Genomic DNA, 20,566 nt, shown 5'->3' with positions numbered 1-20,566 from the left:
GAAAGATGACCTACGAGACGATCCTTTACACCAAGGACGAACACGACAAGTTCGCGACCATCACGCTGAACCGTCCCGACAAGCTGAACGCGATGAACAAGGACTGCATCCGGGAAATCGACGCGGCGGTTGCCGCCGCCGTCGCCGACCCGGACGTGAACGCGCTGATCATCACCGGCGCGGGCCGGGCGTTCTCTTCGGGCTATGACCTGCAGGGCGGCGACTTCGTCGTGGACTTCGACTTCTGGGTCGAGGACATGACCGAGAACGCCACTGCGCTGCTGAACATCTGGAAGGCGCCGATCCCCGTGATCGCCGCCGTCAACGGCTACTGCCTGGCCGGCGCGCTTGAGCTGATGATGTCCTGCGACCTTGCCATCGCCGCCGACAACGCCAAGTTCGGCGAACCCGAAGTGCGCCACAACTCCGGCCCGCCGGCGCTGATGATGCCCTGGCTGCTGCACACCCGCGACGTGCGCTACCTGATGTTCACCGGCGATATCATCGACGCCCAGGAGGCCGACAAGATGCGGCTGGTGAACAAGGTCGTCCCCGCGGACGAGCTGAAGCTGCGTTCGGAAAACCTGGCGCGCAAGATGGCGCGGATGCCGACGCCTGCGCTGAAGTACACCAAGAAGTCGATCAACAACCAGCAGCTGGTGGCCGGTCTTCAGGCGTCCTTCGACTACAACATCACCTCGATCGCCGGTCTGCACGTCACGACCGAGGGCGAGGAATGGATGCGCAAGCTCGCCAAGATGACCCTCAAGGAATATCTCGAATACCGGGATTCCCCCTTCCGTGGGCTTGACTGAGGGGCCTGACCTCTCGGCGCTCTTCGCGCCCGGATCGGTCGCCGTCATCGGCGCCTCCGAGCGCGAAGGCTCGTCCGCCGGCTACGTGATGAAGAACCTGGCCCGCTTCGGATATGCGGGCCGGGTGATCCCCGTGCATCCGCGCGGCGGCAGCGTCTTCGGCCTGCCCGCCGTGACGGCGCTGGCGGATCTTGAGACACCCCCCGACTGCGCGGTGCTGGGCCTGCGCGCCGATCTGGTGCCCCAGGCCCTGGAAGAGGCCGGCGCGGCGGGCGTGAAGGCCGCCGTCATCCTGGCCTCGGGGTTCCGCGAAAGCGGGGCCGAGGGGGCCGCGCTGGAAACCCGGGTCGCGCAGATCGCCGAACGTTACCGCATGGCGGTGGTCGGGCCGAACTGCCTGGGCACGGTGGCGACCGGCACGGGTGCCGCCCTTTATTCCTCGACCCTGTCCCCCGATCTGCCGAAGGGGCGCGTCGCGCTGATCTCGGCCTCGGGGGCGACGGCCATCGCGCTGACGCATTCCGGGCAGATCGGCCTGGGCCATGTTGTCACCGCCGGCAATGCCGCCGTGACCGGGCTGGCCGATTACCTGTCGTGGTTCGCCCGCGATCCCGGAACCGACGTGATCGCCCTGGTGATCGAGGGGATCGGCGACCCCGATGCCCTGGCCGCCGCGATGGAACAGGCCCATGCCGCCGGCAAGCCGGTCGTGGCGCTGCGGGTCGGACGATCCGCCGCCGGGCAGCGTGCCACCGCCGCCCATACCGGCGCGCTGGCCGGATCCGAGGACGCCGCCCGCGCCTTCTGCGCCCGGGTGGGCCTGATCGACATGCCCGACATGGACAGCTTCCTGGCCGCCGTTCGGCTGTGTTCCGCCCTGCCCCGCCCGCCCGCGATCAAGGGCGCCGCCGTGCTCGGCGTCTCGGGCGGCGGGGTGGCCCATGCCGCGGATATCGCCTCGGAAACCGGGCTGCCCCTGGCCGATCTGACCGCCAGGACGGTGCAGGCCCTGGCGGATCTTCTGCCGGGCTTTGCCACGGCGCAGAACCCGCTCGACGTGACCGGGGTGCCCTTTGCCGATCCCGCGCTTTACGCCCGCATCCTGACGATCCTGTCGGAGGATCCGGGCGTCGGCGTCATCGTCGCGGCACAGGACGCGCCCCCGGCGCTGGCCCCCGAAATGGCGGCGGAATACCTGGGGATCGCCGGGGCGGTGGCCGCCTATGACGGCCCCAAGCCCGTGGTGGCGCTGGCCAACCTTTCGGACGGTCTGCACGGGGACGTGGCCCGGGCCTACGGCACGGCGCCCCGCCTGAAGGGCACCCGCGCCGGGCTGACCGCCGTCGCCGGCTGGATGGGAACGCCCCGTGCCTCCTCCTGGCGCCGCGCCATCGGCACCGCGCCCCTGACAATGATGAGCGAACAGCAGGCCCGCACCCTGATGGCCGCCTGCCACCTGCCCTCTCCGGCCGAAGCACTGGCGACCAGCGCGCGCGAAGCGCAGCAGATCGCGGCCCGGATCGGCGGCCCGGTGGTGCTCAAGATCGCCTCTGCGGACATTGCCCACAAGACCGAAGCCGGCGGCGTCGCGCTGGACGTGCACGCGGCCACCGCCGCCGACACCTTCACCCGGATCATGGCGCAGGCCCACGCCTACGCGCCCGAAGCGCGGCTTGATGGCGTGCTGGTGCAGGAACAGGTTTCCGGCGGGATCGAGGCCGTCCTGGGCCTTGTGCGCCATGATCCCTACGGGCTGGGGCTGGTCGTCGGGCTGGGCGGTACGCTGGTCGAGCTGCTGGCCGACAGTGCCTTCGACCTGCTGCCGGTGGATGCCGAGCGCGCCCGCGCAATGCTGGGCCGGACCCGTCTGGGCGCCCTTCTGAAAGGCTACCGGGGCGCGCCCGCAGGCGACGCAGAGGCGCTGATCCGCGCCATGGTCGCCCTGTCGGACTTTGGCTGCACTCACGCCGAGACGCTGGAAGCGGTGGACCTGAACCCGGTCCGCGTCCTGCCGCAGGGGCTGCGCCTGCTCGACGCGCTGATCCTGCCGAAACAGAACCTCCCCTGACTGCCGGAAGAGCCCTGCGGCTCTTCCGGCGCTTTTTTCAGTCCAGCTTGGCGCGGGCCGCGCGATAGGCGGTGACCGAAGCCTCTTTCACGGGGCCGAAACCGCGGATCATCTGCGGCAGCGCGGCGATCTGCACGGCGCGGGCGTGGGTTTCCGGGGACAGCCCGGCGATCAGCCCCTGCACCTCGGCCTCGAAATCGGCGATCAGGGCGCGTTCCATCCGGCGTTCTTCGGTGCGCCCGAACGGGTCGAGCGGCGTGCCGCGCAGCACCTTCATCGCCTTCAGCACCTTGAAGCCACGGTCCATCTGCGCCCCGAAGGCACGTTTCGCAGGCCGGCCCGTGCGCCCGTCGGGCTTGGAAATCACCGGCGGGGCAAGGTGGTAGCGGATCTTGTAATCGCCCTCGAAGGTCTCGGCGATGCGGGCCTTCTGGCTGGCATCCAGGTGCAGCCGGGCGACCTCGTATTCATCCTTGTAGGCCATCAGCCGGAAGGCCGAGGTGGCAACGGCGCGGGTCAGATCCTCGCCCAGATCGCCCTCGGCGCGGCGGGTGGCCTCGACCAGCTTCAGGTAGCGTTTCGCATAGCGGCCCGACTGGTAGCCGGTCAGGTAGGAGGCGCGGCGCGCGATGAACTGCTCCAGCATTTCCTCGACCGGCTCGGCCTCGGCGGGGACGACCTCGTGCGCCATGGCCAGCACGCCCTTCGGGTCGAGGAAGGCGCGGCGGCCCCAGTCGAAGGCGGCAAGGTTGGCCTCTCCGCCCCGGGCACCGCCGATGGCCTTGGTGAGCGCGGCAAGGCTGATCGGCACAAGGCCCGCCTGCCAGGCGGTCCCGAGGATCAGCAGGTTGGTCGCAATTGCATCGCCCATCAGGCCCACGGCCATCTCCGTCCCGGCGACGGGGCGGCAGGCGCCCTCTGCCACCAGCCCCGAAAGCACCTTCAGCGCCGAAGACTTGCGGAATTCCATCGCGGTGTTCTGCACGAAGCTGGCGTTCGGAGCGAGGCGGTCATCGACGACCACCTGCGTACGCCCGGCGCGGATCGAGGGGCGGACCTTGGCGGATTGCGCCACCAGCATGTCGAAGGCGAGGACCAGATCGGCCTCCCCCTCGCCCACCCGGGCGGCGGTCAGGGCGTGCGGATCGCGCGCCAGCCGCAGGTGGCCCACCACGGCGCCGTTCTTCTGCGCCAGCCCGGTCTGGTCGAGGGATTGCACCGCAAGACCATCGAGATGCGCGGCCCTGGCCAGCACCTGGCTGACCGTCAGCACCCCGGTGCCGCCGATGCCCGCGACCAGCAGGGAAAAGACGCCATCGACTGCCGGCACCACGGGATCGGGGATCGGGGTGGCGGCGGCCTCGGCGCGTTTCACGGCGGGCTTCCTCAGGGTGCCGCCCTCGATGGTGACGAAGCTGGGGCAGAAGCCCTTCAGGCAGCTCTGATCGCCGTTGCACGAGCTCTGGTTGATCTCGCGCTTGCGGCCCAGCGGCGTGTCCTTCGGCTCGATCGAGATGCAGCCCGATTGCGCGGAACAGTCGCCGCAACCCTCGCAGACCAGATCGTTGATGAAGACGCGGGTGTCGATTTTCGGGAATTCGCCGGTCTTGCGGCGGCGGCGCTTCTCGGCGGCGCAGACCTGATCGAAGACCAGAACCGTGGTGCCCTCGACCTCGCGCAGGTGGCGCTGCACCTCGTCCAGACGGTCGCGGTGGTAGACCTTCACATTGGCCGGCAGCGCGCCCTTGTGGCGCTCGGGCTGCTCGGCCACCACGACGACCTCGCGCGCGCCCTCGGCCAGGACCGAGGCGACGACCTTGGGCACGCTCAACTCGCCGTCATGGGGCTGGCCGCCGGTCATCGCGACCGCATCGTTGAAGAGGATCTTGTAGGTGATGTTGACCTGCGCGGCGATGGCGGCGCGGATCGCCAGCAGGCCGGAATGGAAGAAGGTCCCGTCGCCCATGTTGGCGAAGATGTGTTTTTCGTCGGTGAAGGGAGAAAGGCCCAGCCAGCTGATCCCTTCGGCGCCCATCTGGGTGAAGGTCGAGGTCTCGCGCCCCTCGACCCCGATCACCATCATGTGGCAGCCGATGCCGGTGGTGGCGCGGCTGCCATCGGGCAGGCGGGTCGAGATCGAATGCGGGCACCCCGAGCAGAAGTAGGGCTCCCGGTTCATTTCGGGCAGCGGTTTCAGCTTCGGCGCCGGGGCGTCCTCGATCCGGGCGGGGATGCGGGCGCGCAGATCTTCGGGCAGGCGCATCAGGATCGCGCGGGCGACCATGTGGGGCGTCTGTTCCCCAAGCGCCGAGAGCAGGGCCGTGCCCTCGGGCGTCGTCTTGCCGCTGACCTTCGGGCGGGGATCGGCGTTGAACAGCAGGGACTTGAGCTGATCTTCGATGACGGGGCGCTTTTCCTCGATCACAAGGATCTCGTCGCACTGGTCCGCGAAGGCGCGCAGGCCCTCGGGCTCCAGCGGCCAGACCAGCCCGACCTTGCGCAGGCGGATGCCGTATTGCGCCAGATCGTCCTCGTCCAGCCCCAGCAGGCCAAGCGCCGCGCGCAGGTCCAGCCAGCTCTTGCCCGAGGCGATCAGACCCAGACGGGCGTGCCCCGCGCCATAGCTTTCATCAAGGCCGTTCAGCCGCGCGAAGTCCTGCGCCACGCGCAGCTTCTTCTCCAGGCGGGCCTCTTTCGGGAAGGGGCCGTCAGGCCAGCGCAGCGACAGGTTCTCGGGGATCTCGGGCAGGACGGCGGGCGCCATCAGCCCTTCGAGCGACACGGTGGCCGAGCTTTCGACGACCTCGGTCTGGCACTTGAAGCCGACCCAGACACCGGCGGCGCGCGACATTTCCCAGCCCAGCAGGCCGAAGCGCAGGTAATCCTGCACGCCCGCCGGGGCGATCACCGGGATCTGCGCCGCGATCATGTCATGTTCGGTCTGGTGTGGCAGGGTCGAGGAGACCGCGCCATGGTCGTCGCCCATCAGCGCCAGCACCCCGCCATGGGGATTGGTGCCATCGGCATTGGCATGGCGCAGCGCGTCGATGGACCGATCCACCCCCGGCCCCTTGCCGTACCACATGGCGAAGACGCCATCATAGCGCACCCCTTCGAACAGCGCGGTCTGCTGGGTGCCCCAGGCGGCGGTGACGGCCAGATCCTCGTTCAGGGCGGGGTGGAAATGGATGTGCTCCTCGGCCAGAGCCTTTTTCTGGCGCATCATCTCTCGGTCAAGCTGCGCCAGGGGGGATCCCCGGTAGCCCGTGACATAGCCCGCCGTGTTCAGCCCTGCCGCCGCATCGCGCTGGCGCATCAGCACGGGCAGTTTCGCCAGCGCCTGGTTGCCGGAGAGGAAGGCCATCCGGGCGGTCTTGGGGGAAAGCGTGTCGGGTTTGCTCATGGCGGGTCCCTTGGGTCTTGGCGGCTGCTCAGGGCAGGACGCGGCCGGGGTTGAGGATACCCCTTGGATCGAGAAGCTGTTTCAGGCCGCGCAGCACGTCCAGTTCGGCGGCATTGCGCACCAGCGGCAGGTATTTCGCCTTTTCGCGGCCCAGCCCGTGTTCCGCCGAGATCGCGCCACCATGGGCGGCCAGCGCCCCGAAGACGATCTGCGCCACGGTGTCGGGCTGGTCGGTGTCGACGATGTAATGCAGGTTGCCATCGCCCAGATGGCCGAAGACATAGATGCCGATGCCGGGCAGCGCGGCCTCCAGCCCGGTGCGGGCATCGTGCAGGAAGGCCTCCATCGCGGCGGTGGGCAGGCCGATGTCGAAACCCACCGGCGCGGTGAGCGAGAACACCGCCTCGGCGCAGGCCTCGCGCAGGGCCCAGAGGGCGGCACGCTGAGACCCGGAGGCGGCCAGCGTGGCATCCTCCAGCTCTCCGGCCTCGATGGCCTCCATCAGCACGGCGCCCAGGTGATCGGGATCGGCGCCCTCTTCCAGCTCGACCAGCACCTGAACGGCACCGGGGGCGATGGGGGAAACGTGGCCCGCGGTGGTGATGCGGTCGAACAGCGGGCGGTCGATGATCTCGAAGGCCAGAAGCGCCGCCGGGGCATCGCGGCGCAGGCGCGCCAGCAGGGCGCGGGCGGCGGCGATGCCGGGGGCGCTGCCGAAGAAGGTGGCGGCGGGTCCGGGCGCGGGCCGCAGCGCCAGGCAGACGCGGGTGATCACGCCCAGAATGCCTTCGGAGCCGATGAAAAGCTGCTTCAGGTCGGGGCCGGAATTGTCTTTGGCCAGGCTGCGGGTGTGGCCCATCACCCGGCCATCGGCCAGCACGACCTCAAGCGAGATCACGTGGGCCCGCGTCATGCCGTGGCGGATCACGTTCAGCCCTCCGGCATTGGTGGCGCAGATCCCGCCCACCGTCGCAGTGCCGCGCGCGCCGATATCGACGCCGAACGACAGGCCCGCCGCCTCGGCCGCCTCCTGCACCCGTTGCAGGCTGACGCCCGCCTCGGCGACGATGCTGCCCGAAACCGGATCGACGGGATCGAGGCGCGTCATGCGATCAAGGCTCAGCGCGACTTCGCCCGCGCGCGGCGTCGCGCCATTGGACAGCCCCGTGCGCCCGCCCTGCACCACCACCTTCAGGTCCAGGTCGTGACAGGCGGCCAGCATCCGGCTGACCTCTTCCGTGCAGGAAGGGCGCAGCACCAGCGCCGGCAGGCACTCCAGATTGCCTGTCTCGTCATGGCCATGGCCCGCGCCGATGGCCCCTGCGGCCAGCAGCGCCGGGCCGGGCAGATCCGCAAGGCGCGCCCTCAGCGCCGCGATCGCGGGAAGATCGGTCAAAGTGTCGCTCACGTCGGCAGTTCCGGGGCCGGGCCGGGGCAGATGCCGCGCCGGGCCAAGATTTCCATGGACAGGCCTCCACTGATCCGCTCATATTCATATTTGTCAAACCTATTATTCTTTTCCCCTCGCAGGGCGGGGGCCAACGGGCAGGACCGGCAGCGCATGAGTGTAAAATTCGGGCAGGTGGTGACGGCGGGGCTGGCGCGTCAGGTCGCGGACGAGATCCGCGCGGCGATCCTCGACGGGCGCCTGAAGGCCGATGACCGGCTGCCCGGAGAAGAGGAGATGGCGGCGCGCTTCGGCGTCTCCCGCCCCACCGTGCGCGAGGCGCTGAAACGGCTGGCGGCGCTGAACCTGATCCATTCCCGACGCGGCCCCACGGGCGGCAACTTCGTCAAGATGCCCGAGGTGGACGAGCTGGTGGACCAGCACTCGGCCTCGACCACGCTGCTGGTCGGCATGGGCGCCTTCGACTTCGACGAGATGATCACCGCCCGCCATCGCACCGAGGCGCTGTGCCTGGACCTGGCCTGCGCCCATCATGACGAGAGCGATCTGGACAAGATGCGGGCCGAGCTGGCGATCCAGAGCGACGAGGGCCTGGCCGACAGCGATTTCTGCGCCTCGGACGTGCGGTTCCATCGCGCGCTGGTCGATGCCGGGCGCAACGGCCCGCTGCGGCTGATGATGGGCACGGTGATCGAAAGCTTCATCCCGCTGCTGAACATGATCGTGGTGCGCCAGCGCGTGCGTGCCGAAACGACGGCGCTGCATGCCCGCCTGCTGGAGGCCGTCGCGGCCCGCGATACGGGCGCCGCGCGCGCCACCTTCGACCAGCTGATCGCGCATCTGACCCAGAACTACCGGGCGGCCATGTCGGCCCGGGACGCCCGCGGGGGCACCTCCCCGGGGGCATGAGCCACTCCTAACCAGAAAGGGCACCCCATGTCCGAGACTTTCGACGCAATGGTCATCACCGACGCGGGCGAGCGCAAGACCAAGGCCGAGGTGACGGCGCTGAGCCTCGCCGATCTTCCCGATTACCCGGTGCTGGTCGAAATCAGCCACTCCACCGTGAACTTCAAGGACGGTCTGGCGATCACCGGCAAGGGCCGCATCGCCCGCCGTCTGCCGATGATTGCGGGCATCGACCTGGCTGGCACCGTGGTCGAAAGCGCCTCGCCGGACTGGAAACCGGGCGACAAGGTGATCTGCAACGGCTGGGGCCTGAGCGAGACCGAGCAGGGCGCCTATGCGAAGTACCAGCGCCTGAAGCCCGAATGGCTGCTGCCCCTGCCCGAGGCCTTCACCCCCGAACAGGCCATGGCGATCGGCACCGCCGGCTACACGGCGGCGCTCTGCGTGCAGGCGCTGCTGGACTGGGGCAAGATCTCGAAAGAGGGCCCCGACGTGCTGGTGACCGGCGCGGCGGGCGGCGTCGGCTCTGTCGCCATCGCGCTGCTGGGCAGCATGGGCTACCCGGTCACCGCCGTCACCGGCCGCCCCGAGACGCATGAATACCTCTCGGGTCTCGGCGCGAAGAGTTTCCTCGACCGGGCCGAGATCGCCGAGGCCGGCAAGCCGCTGCAGGCGGAACGCTGGGCCGGGGCGGTCGACGTGGTGGGCTCGCATACCCTGGCGAACGTGCTGGCGCAGACCTGCTACGGCGGTGCGGTGGCGGCCTGCGGCCTGGCGGGCGGCGCCGATCTTCCGGCCACGGTGATGCCGCACATCCTGCGCGGCGTGGCGCTGCTGGGCGTCGATTCCGTCATGGCGCCGATGGAAAAGCGCAAGGCGGCCTGGAAGCTGCTGGCCGATCACCTCGATCCGGCGCTGCTGTCCTCGGTCTACAGCGTGCATCCCTTCGCCGAGCTGCCGCAGCTGGCCGCCGACATCATCGGCGGCAAGATCCGCGGCCGCGTGGTGGTCGAGATCTGATTGAGCGCCCCGGGGCGGCGGCCCACGCCGCCCCTTTCCCTTCGGCCAAGCGCATGCTTAAACGCGCTCAAACCGAAGGAGAGGCCATGTACACCGCCACCCTGCTCACCAGCCCCGTGACCCGCGGCCTGGACCCCGCGCTGATCGCCCCCCTGCGCAATGCCTGGGGCGGCGGAGAGATCACCTGGCTTGCCCCCGACGAGGCTGCGGAATTCTCCCTGCCCGCGATCCCGGAGAATTTCCGCACGGTCTGGGCCGACCTTCAGAAAATGCAGATCGACCTGAACATCCAGGAGACGGCCGGGCGCCGGAAGCGGATGCTGCTGGCGGACATGGATTCGACGATGATCTGCCAGGAATGCATCGACGAGCTGGCGGACGAGGCCGGAGTCGGCGCACGGGTGAAGGACATCACCGCCCGGGCGATGAACGGAGAGCTGGACTTCGAAGGTGCCCTGACCGAACGCGTCGGCCTGCTGAAGGGCCTGCCGCTGTCGGTGATCGACAAGGTTCTGGAAACCCGCATCACGCTGATGCCCGGCGGCCCGACCCTGCTGGCAACGATGAAGGCCGGGGGCGGCTACTGTGCGCTGGTCTCGGGCGGCTTCACCGCCTTCACCGAAGCCGTCGCCGCGCGCCTCGGCTTCGACGAGAACCGCGCCAACACGCTGTTCCATGAAAACGAAGCCCTGACCGGCGAAGTGGGCCGCCCGATCCTGGGTCGCGAAGCCAAGGTCCAGGCGCTGGAAGAGATCACCGCGAAGCTCGGCATCACCGAGGCCGAAGTGATCGCCGTGGGCGACGGCGCCAACGATCTCGGCATGCTGACCCGCGCCGGCACGGGCGTGGCACTACACGCCAAGCCCTCGGTCGCAGCCCAATGCGAGGTCCGGGTGAACTTCGGCGACCTGACCGCGCTTCTCTACCTGCAGGGCTACGCGAAACCCGACTTCGCCTGATCCGGAAAAGGAGGGGCGGACCCGGCATCGAGCCGGGCCCGCCCCTGCCGTCTCCTTCGGAGCCGGCCCAGCTCCCCTGTCATCTGGCCCGAAATATCCCGGGGGAGTCTCCGCAGGAGACGGGGGCAGAGCCCCCTCAGGCCCCGTAGGGCACCCAGACCGTCTTCACCTCGCTCGCCTGCTCCAGCACATCCCGCCCCTCGAAGGCGTCCCAGTCCGTGGCGTATCCGTCATTGACCCAGGTCCGCTTGAGGCTCCCGGCACTTTCCGCCTCGATCACCGCACTTACGTCGCCCCCCGAGAAGCTCCAGACCGCATCCACATCCATATGCGCCGCCAGCACCGGCGCCAGCTCCGCATGGGGCCCCGACAGGATGTTGACCACACCACCCGGCACGTCCGAGGTCTCCAGCACCTGGCAGAAATCGCCCGCGACCAGCGGCGCGGCCTCTCCGGTGACCAGCACCACCCGGTTGCCCATGGCGATCGCCGGGGCCATCAGGCTGACCAGCCCCAGCAGCGGCGCCTCTTCCGGGCACAGCGCCCCGATCACCCCGACGGGTTCGCGCACCGCCAGCGCCATGCCCCGCATCGGCACCTGCCGCAGATCACCGCCGAACTTGTCCGCCCAGGCGCCATAGCTGAACAGCCGCGACACGGCGGCCTCAACCTCCCGCGCCCCATGCTTCACCCCGGTCAGATCCTCGATCCGGGCGGCGAATTCCGCACTCCGCGCCTCGAGGTTCTCGGCGATGTAATAGAGGATCTGGGCGCGCAGATGCGCCGTCGTGCCCGCCCAGCCGGCAGCCCCCCGCGCCGCCTCGACCGCATTACGGATGTCCTTCCTTCCGGCGATGCCCACCTGCCCCGCCAGCCCCTTGCGGCCATAGACCGGACGCACCTGGCCGCCATCGGGGCGCACCTGCTTGCCGCCGATCAGGAATTTCGCCGTCCGGTCCAGCCCGGCCTGCGCTCCCGGCTCCCCGGTCATCGCCTTCACCGGCTTCAGCGGCTTGCGCTTGCCCGCAGGCCTCGTGTAGGCGCGCAGCCCCTCGGGGCCGCCCTCGCGCCCGAACCCGCTTTCGCGCACCCCGCCAAAGCCCGCCGCCGCGTCGAACATGTTCGACCCGTTGATCCAGACCACCCCCGCGACCAGCTTCGGCGCGATATCGAGGGCGACATTGATGTTCTCGCTCCAGACGCTCGCCGCCAGGCCATAGCGGGTGTCATTGGCCAGCTGCACGGCCTCGGCCGGGGTCCGGAAGGTGGTCGAGACCAGCACCGGGCCAAAGATCTCCTCCTGCATCAGCCGGTCCGAGGACTCCAGCCCGGTGATCAGCGTCGGCCCGTAATAACAGCCCTCAGGCAGGTCGCAGGGCTGGAACACCGCGCCGCCCGAGGCCTCGACCAGCGCCCTGATCCGCGCCAGCTGCACCGGATCGACAATGGCCCCCAGGTCGATCCCCTTGTCGAGCGGATCGCCCACCCGCAGCGTCGCCATGCGCGCCTTCACCTTGGCCAGGAAGCGCTCCGCCACGCCCTCCTGCACCAGCAGGCGGGATCCGGCACAGCAGACCTGCCCGCCGTTGAACCAGATCGCATCGACCAGCCCCTCGACCGCCGAATCCAGATCGGCATCCTCGAAAACGATGAAGGGCGACTTGCCGCCCAGTTCCAGCGTCAGCGCCTTGCCCTGCCCGGCGGTGGCGCGGCGGATCTTGCGGCCCACCTCGGTCGAGCCGGTGAAGGCCACCTTGTCGACACCTTCGTGCACCACCACGCGCTCGCCCACGATGCCATCGCCGGTGACAATGTTCAGCACGCCCTTCGGCAACCCGGCCTGACGGCAGATGTCGGCGAACAGCAGCGCACTCAGAGAGGTCCATTCCGCAGGCTTCAGCACCACCGTGTTGCCCGCCGCCAGGGCAGGCGCCACCTTCCAGGCCAGCATCAGCAGCGGGAAGTTCCAGGGGATCACCTGGCCGCAGACGCCGATCGCCTCGCGCCCCGGCATCTCCTCCTCGAACAGCTGCGCCATCCCGGCGTGGTAGTAGAAATGCCGCGCCACCAGCGGCAGATCGGCATCGCGCGCCTCGCGGATCGGCTTGCCGCAATCCAGCGTCTCCAGCACCGCCATCAGACGGGCATTCTTCTGGCAGAGCCGCGCAATGGCATAAAGCACCCGCGCCCGGCCCTTGCCGCCCAGGGCCTGCCACTTGCCCTGCGCCGCCCGCGCCGCGGCCACCGCCGCATCGACATCCTCCGCCGTGGCCTGGGTCACCTCGGCCAGCACCGCCCCGCTTGCGGGGTTGCGGGTCTCAAAGGTCTCCCCCGGCGCCCGGAAAGTGCCATCGATGAAACAGCCGAACCGCCCGCCAAAGCCTGCGATCCAGGCCAGCGCCTCGCCCGACGCCTCGGGCGCGGGACCGTATTCCATGCTCTCGAAGATCTCTTTCACGCGCATCCCCGCCCCCGTTTCATCTTTCCAAAAATATGCATTCGCCCGATCAGCCAGCGGCGTGACGCCAGCTGGCCGAATAGGCGCCCGTCACGTGATGCTCCAGCTGCCGCTCGATATCCCCCAGCAGCGAGGAGGCGCCGAAACGGAACAGGTCGGGCCGCAGCCAGCGGTCGCCCAGCTCTTCCTTGATCAGGCTCAGGTAGACCAGCGCGTCCTTCGCCTTGGAAATCCCGCCGGCGGGCTTGTAGCCCACCCGGATCCCGGTGCGTTCGTGGTAATCGCGGATCGCGCGGATCATCACCAGGCTGACGGGCAGCGTCGCGTTGACGCTTTCCTTGCCGGTCGAGGTCTTGATGAAATCCGCCCCCGCCATCATGCACACCAGAGAGGCCTTCGCGACATTCTGCAAGGTGCCCAGCTCTCCGGTGGCCAGGATCGCCTTCACATGAGCCTCCCCGCAGGCCGCGCGAAACGCCTGCATCTCGTCATACAGCGCCTGCCAGTTGCCGGTCAGCACATGCCGGCGCGAGATCACGATGTCGATTTCCTGCGCCCCCGCCGCGACGCTTTCGCCGATCTCGGCCAGCCGCAGATGGAAGGGCGAGAGCCCCGCCGGGAACCCGGTCGAGACGGCGGCGACCGGAATGCCGCTGCCCTCCAGCGCCCGGACCGCGGTTTCCACCATGTCGTGGTAGACGCAGACGGCGCCGGTGGTCAGCCCCTCCATGCCAAGCGCCGCCAGCAGATCCGCCCGCACCGGCTGCTTCGCCTTGGCGCAGAGACGGCGCACGCGCCCCTCGGTGTCATCGCCCGCCAGCGTCGTCAGGTCGATGCAGCTGATCGCCCGGCACAGCCAGGCCGCCTGATAGTCCTTCTTCAGGCTGCGCCGCCCCGGCAGGCTGGCCGCGCGGCGTTCGATGGCCGAGCGATTTGCCCGCGCCCCCGCCACCCAGTCCAGATCCAGCGCCATGCCGGGGTTGCGCGGCTCATGGCCCTGCGGGACCAGAGCAAGGTCCTTCGACCCGCTGGTGTCGGCCAGAATGTCGCTCTGCATGGCACCTCCAAAACCTGACGATCCGTTCAGGATCTCTCGCGAAAACCTTTCCAGAAGACAGGCCTTCGCGCAAGTCTCGCGTCGGGCTCAGGCGTCGTCCTGGGGCAGGAACTTGCGTGCGAGGGCGCGGAACCCCTCCCGCACCAGCATTTCCTCGCGGGTTTCCGTGACCGGCACGTAAAGCCCCTGCAACGCCGCCAGATAGGCGCGCGCCAGCGGCCCCTGCCCGATCAGCACCGCCTGCTGGCCCAACCAGAGCGCCTTGGCAGCGGCCATCTCGGCGCCGATCAGCAGCCCGAGGCGCGCGCCCGGCGCCTTCACCTGCGCCAGCGCGAAGGGCAGCCGGTCGGCCTCGTTCATGGCATCGTCCAACCCCTCGGCGGGGGTGGCGGCGCAGCCGAGGGCCTCGGCCAGCTCTCCGGTGGCGCTGGTCTGAAGATGGATGACCTCTCCGGCCGACAGGGTGACCCAATGCGTGCGGGTCTGCTTGACCACCAGCGCCAGGCCGTCCCAGTGCGGGTTCAGCGTCTGGAAGCCCAGCAGCCGCAGCCGGCAATGGGCCGAAAGCCCGCCCAGCGGCGGCAGGTGCTGCCCCTCGTGATTGCTGGGCAGCGCCTCGGGCAGCAGGGTGCCGGGCAGCGCGTCGCCGGGCACGGTGGGTTCGCCCACGACCAGGGTGCGCCCGGGCGGCATCTGCGCTCGGGTGATCTGTCCCTCGGGGCCCCAGCTTTCGGGGGCGTCGATCTCGTAACCTTGCCAGTTCATGCCCATGGGATAGGCCCCTGCCCGGCCCCGGTCAATCGCCCAGGTAACGGCGCAGCGCTTCGGGCGGATTGTCCAGCAGCGCCCGGGCCGGCGCAGGGGGATGGGCGGTGCCGCCTTCGACCAGCACGATCTCTCCGGCAATGCGGCGGGCATCCTCGGGCGCATGAGACACCATGAGGAGGGTCGCGCCGGTCTCCTCCACCAGCGCCGCGACCAGATCCAGCATTTCCGCCCGCAGCGCGGGGCCAAGGGCGGCGAAGGGTTCGTCCAGCAGCAGCAGCGGACGCTCCTGCACCAGGATGCGGGCCAGCGCGGCGCGGCTTTGCTGTCCGCCCGAAAGCTCGGCCGGGCGGCGCGGCCCGAAGCCCGCAAGGCCCACGCGCGCCAGCGCCTGCGCGACCCGGTCACGCTGAGCGGGCGTCAGGCGGCGCGCCGGTGTCAGGCCCAGGGCCACGTTGCGCGCGATGTCGAGATGGGGAAACAGGTTGCCGTCCTGGAACAGCATCGCCACGGGCCGCCGGCCCGGCGCCAGCCCCTCCAGCGGCTGCCCCTGCCACAGGACCGATCCGCCCTGCGCCGGGAAGAAGCCCGCGATCACCGAGAGCAGCGTCGATTTCCCGGCCCCCGAAGGGCCCAGAACGGCCACCTTCGCCCCGGGCGCCACGCGGAAATCGGCGCGCAGGCGAAAACTGCCCTGCCGGATGTCGAGGGATCTGAGGTCAAGCATCCGGGGCGGCGCCTCCGCGGTCGAAAAGCCAGAACAGGCCGAAGCTGAGCGCCATCAGGATCAGCCCCACGGCCGAGGCGGCCTCGGTCCGGTAGGCGCCCATCAGGCGATACATCAGCAGCGGCAGGGTGTCCTGTCCGGAGGTGCCGAACAAGGTGATGACCCCCAGATCCCCCATCGAGAGCGCCGCCGCAAGCCCGGCGCAAAAGCCCAGCGCGGGCCGCAGCCGCGGCAGCACCAGCCAGCGCAGCCGGGCCAGGCCGCGCAGGCCCAGCTGGTCGGCCAACCGCCCGTGATCGCTTTCGGCGCGGGCATAGGCAGGGGCCAGGATGCGCAGGCAGAAGGGCATCGCCATCAGCGTGTTGACCGCGACCAGCATCGGCAGCGCCAGCACCGAGGGTGCGATCACCGGATTCAGGATCAGGAACCAGCCGGTGCCCAGCACCAGCGGCGAAAGCGCCAGCGGCAGCAGCCCCACCCCCTGCACCACCGCGCTGAGCCCCGCCGCCATGCCAAGGCACAGCAGGCAGGTCAGCGCCGCCGAGGCCAGCGCGACCAGAACCGAGGTCATTGCCGCCCCCCAGATCCCGGCGGGAAGCTGTGCCAGCCCCGGCAGGCCCGACAGCGCCAGCGACAGGATCGGCGCCGCCAGGAAGGCCGCCGCCAGCATCAGCACCAACACATCGGCGCCGCGCCGCCAGCCCCGGGGCGCATCCCAGCGCGCGATGGGCCGGCCCAGCCCGGCGCCGCTGCCATCGGCCCGCGCGAAAACCAGCGCCGCCACGGCGGCCAGCGCCACCAGCGCGGTCTGCATCAGCGCCAGCACCGCCGCCCGGCCCAGGTCGAAATCGAAGGTGAAGGCCTGGTAGATCGCCAGCTCGACCGTGGTGGCGCGGGGGCCACCGCCCAGGATCAGCGCCACGGCAAAGCTGGCGAGGCAGATCGCGAAGATCGCCGCCAGCGCCCCCGGGACCACCTGGCGCAGCATCGGCACCTCCAGCAGGCGGAAGGTGGCGGCGGGCGGCAGGTTCAGCTGGGCGGCCAGGCGAAAGCGCTCTGCCGGGATCGCCTGCCAGCCCTGCAGCAGCATCCGGGTCGCCAGCGGCATGTTGAAGAAGACATGGGCCAGCACCACCCCGTGCAGCCCGTAGATCCTGAGCGGTCCGAGGCCCAGCTGCGCGAGCGCGGTGTTGAGCGCCCCCCGCACCCCGAAGATCGCCACCAGCCCCATGACGGCGACGATCACCGGCAGGATGAAGGGGGCGCCGGTCAGCGCGATGAACAGGCGGCGCCCCGGGAAGCGGCGGCGCGCCAGGGCGCGGGCCACCGGCAGCGCCAGCGCCACCGAGACCAGCGCCGAAAGCGCCGCCTGCAGCAGCGTGAAGCGGACCGCCGCCCAGTCGGCGGGCGCGGGCAGATACCCCCCGCCCGCGCGGATCAGGATCGCCGCCAGCGGCGCGAAGAGCAGAGCGAGCAGAAGGCCCGCGCTGCCCCGCGCGATCAGCGCGCCAGCGCGGAGCGCCATGCGTCGAGGGCGGGGGCGCGGGCGGCCTCGGCCTCTTCGGGGGACATCAGCAGGGCCTTGTCGGCGGGCACGATCTGGTCGAAGGCCGCCGGCAGGGGCGTGGCGGGTTTCACCGCCGGGTACATCCAGTTGGTTTCCGGCAGGATCGACTGCGCCTTGTCGGAGACGAGGAAGGCCAGGAATTGCCGGGCCAGGTCGGGCTGGGGGGCATGGGCGGTCATCGCCGCGACCTCGACCTGCATGTAATTGCCCTCCTCGAAGGGCAGCGCGACCTTGCTGTCGTCATCCTCGGCGATCACGTGATAGGCGGGCGAGGTGGTGTAGGAAAGCACCAGGTCGGCCTCTCCCTCCAGGAACATGCCATAGGCCTCGGACCAGCCGGGGGTGACGGTGACGATATTGTCCGAGAGCGCCTTCCAGATCTCCGGCGCCTCGTCGCCATAGGCCTTCTGCACCCAGAGCAGCAGGCCGAGGCCCGGGGTCGAGCTGCGCGGATCCTCGATGACGATCTTCGCATCGCTGGCGGCGAGCTCCCGGAAGGAGTGCGGCTTCGGCCCGTCGGCATTGCCGACGAAGGCGAAGTAGCCCCAGTCGAAGGGCACGAAGGTGTCGTCCGTCCAGGCGAGCGGCAGGGCATAGTCGGCGCTGACCTGCGCGGGGGCGAAGAGGCCGGTGGCCCGCGCCTGCGCCATCAGCGCGGTGTCGAGCCCCAGCACCACGTCGGCCTTGGAGCGCGCGCCCTCAAGGCGCAGTTTCGACAGGAGCGCCGCGCCATCTCCGGCGGGGGTGAAGACCAGATCGCAGGCGCACTGCGCCTCGAAGGCCTGTTCGATCTGCGGCCCGGGGCCCCAGTCGCTGTCGAAGCTGTCATAGGTATAGACGTTGAGCACGGGCGTCTGGGCCGCGGCCTGGCTGGCCAGCAGGCAACCCGTGGCAAGTACGAGATGCTTCATGGCATCACTTCCTTTTGCGACGGGCGGAGACAGAATGGCGGCCCCTGCGACCGGACCTTCCCTCCGCCGGTTCTAACCGGATCAGGTTCAACGGGTTCGCGGATCGCATCTCAGCCCGAAGGCACCCCGAGGTGGTCGGGACACTAGGGCCGGGAGGACAGGCGCGCAAGATGCAACCGGGGCGCGCTGCGGCCCGCGCCTCCGGCGGCCGTATTTGGGGAAAGATGAAAGGGCGGAGCCTGCACAGCTGCGGCGGGCGGGCCGATTGCGCAGCCCGGGGGGATCGGGTAACCCGGGCGGGACCTTTGCCCCGGGAGCCCTGTCCATGTCGATGAATAGTTTCGGTCATCTCTTCCGTGTCACCACCTGGGGCGAAAGCCACGGGCCGGCGCTTGGCGCGACCGTGGATGGCGTGCCGCCCGGGATCGACCTGGATCCCGCCCTGCTGCAGTACTGGCTGGACCGCCGCAAGCCCGGCCAGTCGAAATACACCACCCAGCGGCGCGAACCCGACGCGGTCGAGATCCTGTCGGGCACCTTCGAGGGAAAGACCACCGGCACGCCGGTGCAGCTGATGATCCGCAACACCGACCAGCGGTCGAAGGATTACGGCGATATTGCCGAGAAGTTCCGCCCCGGCCATGCCGACATCACCTACTGGCTGAAATACGGCATCCGCGACTATCGCGGCGGCGGGCGCTCTTCCGCGCGCGAGACCGCGGCGCGGGTTGCCGCCGGCGGGCTGGCGCGGGCGGCGCTTGGCGTGCTGGCCCCCTCGGTCGAGATCCAGGGCTACATGACGCAGATCGGGCCCCATGGCATCGACCGCAGCGCCTTCGACGCCACCGAGATCGAGAAGAACCCGTTCTGGTGCCCCGATGCCGGCGCCGCCGAGAGCTGGGCCGACTACCTTGACGGGCTGCGCAAGTCCGGCAATTCCGTCGGCGCCGTGGTCGAGGTGGTGGCGCGCGGCGTGCCGGCAGGCCTGGGCGCGCCGATCTACGGCAAACTTGATACCGACCTGGCCGCCGCGATGATGTCGATCAATGCCGTCAAGGGCGTCGAGATCGGCGAGGGCATGAATGCGGCCTGCCTGACCGGCGAGGAAAACGCCGACGAGATCTTCCCCGGCAATGACGGCCAGCCGGTCTATTCCTCGAACCATGCGGGCGGGATCCTGGGCGGGATTTCGACGGGCCAGGAGATCGTTGTGCGCTTCGCGGTCAAGCCGACCTCCTCGATCCTGAAGACCCGGCAGACCATCACCAAGTCCGGCGAGGCGACCGAGATCATCACCAAGGGCCGCCACGATCCCTGCGTCGGCATCCGCGCGGTGCCGGTCGCCGAGGCGATGATGGCCTGCGTGATCCTGGACCACCTGCTGCTGCACCGCGGCCAGATCGGAGACGCGGGCGGAAAGATCGGCTGATCCCAGATGCTGACCATCCTGCCGATCACCTTCCCGATCTTCGCGCTTGTCGGCCTTGGCTACGGGCTGACCTATCTGAAGGTGTTCGACAGGATCCAGCTGTCGGCGATCGGCAATTTCGTCATGCTGCTGGCGCTGCCGCTGCTGCTGTTCCACGCCACTGCCACCAAGTCCTTCGGAGAGCTGATCGACCCCGGCTTCATGGGGCTGCTGATCTGCGCCGGGCTGGTCAACCAGCTGCTGATCTGGACCGTGCTGCGGCTGCGCGGCCTGGGGCCGGGGCGGCGCGCGATAGGGGTGCTGGGCGCCTCGACGCCGAATTCGGCCTTCCTGGCCTTCCCGATCCTGTCGATGGTCTTTCCCGAGCAGGCGCCGGCAATCCTGGCCATGTGCCTGCTGAACGAGAACTTCCTGATGAACCCCATCGGGCTGATGCTGGTCGAGGCCGCCCGGCCCCATGATCAGGCCCCGGTCTGGAAGCGCATCGGCCAGCTGATCCTGTCGGTGCTGCGCCGCCCGATGATCCTGGGGCTGGCGATCGGGGCGCTTTGGTCGGTGCTGGGCCTGCCGCTGCCGCGCATGATCGAACATCCGATCGACATGATCTCGTCCACCGCCTCGCCGCTGGCATTGTTCTTCATGGGCGGCCAGCTGGTCGGCCTGCCGGTGCGCGGCAACATCAGGCTGGCCGGGGTGATCACCCTGTTCAAGCTGGTGATCCACCCGCTGGTGGCCTTCGGGCTGCTCAGCCTGTTTGCGCTTCTGGCCCTGCCGGTCCCGGCAAGCCCGCAATTGGCAACCGGGCTGATTCTTTCCACCGCCATGCCGGTTTTCGGCATGTTTCCCCTGCTGTCCCAGGGTTCCGGCCACGAGGGCGCGGCCTCGCTGACCGTCATGGTCTGCACTGTTAGCGCTTTCTTCACCCTGACCGCCCTGCTGGCGCTGCTTTTGTAATCATCCCCGCCCGACGGCATTTGCAATTTGTTAACGATTTCCCCGCAGCCTGAGTCCCGAATTGACGAGACAGCCGCGGGGAGGACCCGGAGGTCCGGGTATCTCCTTGTGGCGGA

15 protein-coding genes and 1 riboswitch are annotated in these 20,566 nt (G+C 69.5%); of the genes, 7 read left to right on the top strand and 8 right to left on the bottom strand.

The window, feature by feature from the left end:
• Positions 1-5 precede the first annotated feature (5 nt).
• Both KM176_RS08850 and KM176_RS08845 read left to right on the top strand, forming a co-directional pair.
• Positions 6-815: an enoyl-CoA hydratase/isomerase family protein gene (locus KM176_RS08850; RefSeq protein ID WP_160891147.1), complete on the top strand. Its 810-nt coding sequence runs from the start codon at positions 6-8 to the stop codon at positions 813-815.
• Positions 802-2,883, top strand: coding sequence for an acetate--CoA ligase family protein (locus KM176_RS08845; protein WP_202397676.1), 2,082 nt, complete (start codon positions 802-804; stop codon positions 2,881-2,883). The genes KM176_RS08850 and KM176_RS08845 overlap by 14 nt, the downstream gene beginning before the upstream one ends.
• 37 nt (positions 2,884-2,920) lie before the next feature.
• Here the strand turns inward: KM176_RS08845 and KM176_RS08840 are convergent, their stop codons facing one another.
• Positions 2,921-6,286 carry an indolepyruvate ferredoxin oxidoreductase family protein gene (locus KM176_RS08840; protein WP_160891148.1) on the bottom strand — a complete coding sequence of 1,122 codons (3,366 nt, stop codon included), beginning with the start codon at positions 6,284-6,286 and terminating at the stop codon, positions 2,921-2,923.
• Between the two features lie 28 nt (positions 6,287-6,314).
• Positions 6,315-7,694: an FAD-binding oxidoreductase gene (locus tag KM176_RS08835; protein ID WP_160891149.1), complete on the bottom strand. Its 1,380-nt coding sequence runs from the start codon at positions 7,692-7,694 to the stop codon at positions 6,315-6,317.
• Positions 7,695-7,847: 153 nt separating this feature from the next.
• On the opposite strand from KM176_RS08835, the gene KM176_RS08830 reads away from it, so the two are divergent.
• From KM176_RS08830 to serB, 3 genes are all read left to right on the top strand, one after another.
• Positions 7,848-8,603 carry a FadR/GntR family transcriptional regulator gene (locus tag KM176_RS08830; protein ID WP_160891150.1) on the top strand — a complete coding sequence of 252 codons (756 nt, stop codon included), beginning with the start codon at positions 7,848-7,850 and terminating at the stop codon, positions 8,601-8,603.
• A gap of 27 nt (positions 8,604-8,630) precedes the next feature.
• On the top strand, positions 8,631-9,623 hold the full coding sequence (locus KM176_RS08825) for an MDR family oxidoreductase (protein WP_160891151.1): 993 nt from the start codon (positions 8,631-8,633) through the stop codon (positions 9,621-9,623).
• 86 nt (positions 9,624-9,709) lie between these two features.
• Positions 9,710-10,582 (top strand): phosphoserine phosphatase SerB, encoded by an 873-nt coding sequence (serB, locus tag KM176_RS08820; protein WP_160891152.1) that lies wholly within the window; start codon positions 9,710-9,712, stop codon positions 10,580-10,582.
• A gap of 136 nt (positions 10,583-10,718) precedes the next feature.
• Here serB and KM176_RS08815 read toward each other — a convergent pair whose 3' ends face one another.
• The 6 genes from KM176_RS08815 to thiB form a co-directional block, all read right to left on the bottom strand.
• Positions 10,719-13,046, bottom strand: a complete 2,328-nt coding sequence (locus tag KM176_RS08815) for an aldehyde dehydrogenase family protein (RefSeq protein WP_160891153.1) — start codon at positions 13,044-13,046, stop codon at positions 10,719-10,721.
• A gap of 43 nt (positions 13,047-13,089) precedes the next feature.
• Complete coding sequence (gene deoC, locus KM176_RS08810; protein ID WP_160891154.1) at positions 13,090-14,097, bottom strand: deoxyribose-phosphate aldolase; 1,008 nt, start codon at positions 14,095-14,097, stop codon at positions 13,090-13,092.
• 87 nt (positions 14,098-14,184) lie between these two features.
• Entirely contained in the window at positions 14,185-14,862 is a 678-nt protein-coding gene (locus tag KM176_RS08805) for a 2-dehydro-3-deoxygalactonokinase (protein ID WP_160891155.1), read from the bottom strand.
• 31 nt (positions 14,863-14,893) lie between these two features.
• Positions 14,894-15,589 carry a thiamine ABC transporter ATP-binding protein gene (locus KM176_RS08800; RefSeq protein WP_160891156.1) on the bottom strand — a complete coding sequence of 232 codons (696 nt, stop codon included), beginning with the start codon at positions 15,587-15,589 and terminating at the stop codon, positions 14,894-14,896.
• Positions 15,582-17,114, bottom strand: coding sequence for a thiamine/thiamine pyrophosphate ABC transporter permease ThiP (locus KM176_RS08795; RefSeq protein WP_160891157.1), 1,533 nt, complete (start codon positions 17,112-17,114; stop codon positions 15,582-15,584). Before KM176_RS08795 ends, KM176_RS08800 begins: the two co-directional genes overlap by 8 nt.
• Entirely contained in the window at positions 17,090-18,067 is a 978-nt protein-coding gene (gene thiB, locus KM176_RS08790; RefSeq protein ID WP_160891158.1) for a thiamine ABC transporter substrate binding subunit, read from the bottom strand. The genes KM176_RS08795 and thiB overlap by 25 nt, the downstream gene beginning before the upstream one ends.
• Before the next feature lie 41 nt (positions 18,068-18,108).
• A riboswitch (TPP riboswitch) is annotated at positions 18,109-18,206 on the bottom strand.
• Between the two features lie 186 nt (positions 18,207-18,392).
• Here thiB and aroC point away from each other — a divergent pair.
• Together aroC and KM176_RS08780 are read left to right on the top strand one after the other, a co-directional pair.
• The gene (gene aroC, locus KM176_RS08785) at positions 18,393-19,496 is read left to right on the top strand and encodes a chorismate synthase (protein WP_160891159.1); all 1,104 of its coding nucleotides are present in this window, start codon (positions 18,393-18,395) and stop codon (positions 19,494-19,496) included.
• A 6-nt stretch (positions 19,497-19,502) separates the two neighbouring features.
• Complete coding sequence (locus tag KM176_RS08780) at positions 19,503-20,450, top strand: AEC family transporter (RefSeq protein ID WP_160891160.1); 948 nt, start codon at positions 19,503-19,505, stop codon at positions 20,448-20,450.
• Positions 20,451-20,566 lie beyond the last annotated feature (116 nt).

It is taken from the genome of Pseudooceanicola endophyticus, assembly GCF_018760365.1.
Classification (GTDB): domain Bacteria; phylum Pseudomonadota; class Alphaproteobacteria; order Rhodobacterales; family Rhodobacteraceae; genus Pseudooceanicola; species Pseudooceanicola endophyticus.
The sequence above is the reverse complement of the archived record's forward strand: the minus strand, read 5'-3'. Positions and strand labels throughout refer to the sequence as shown.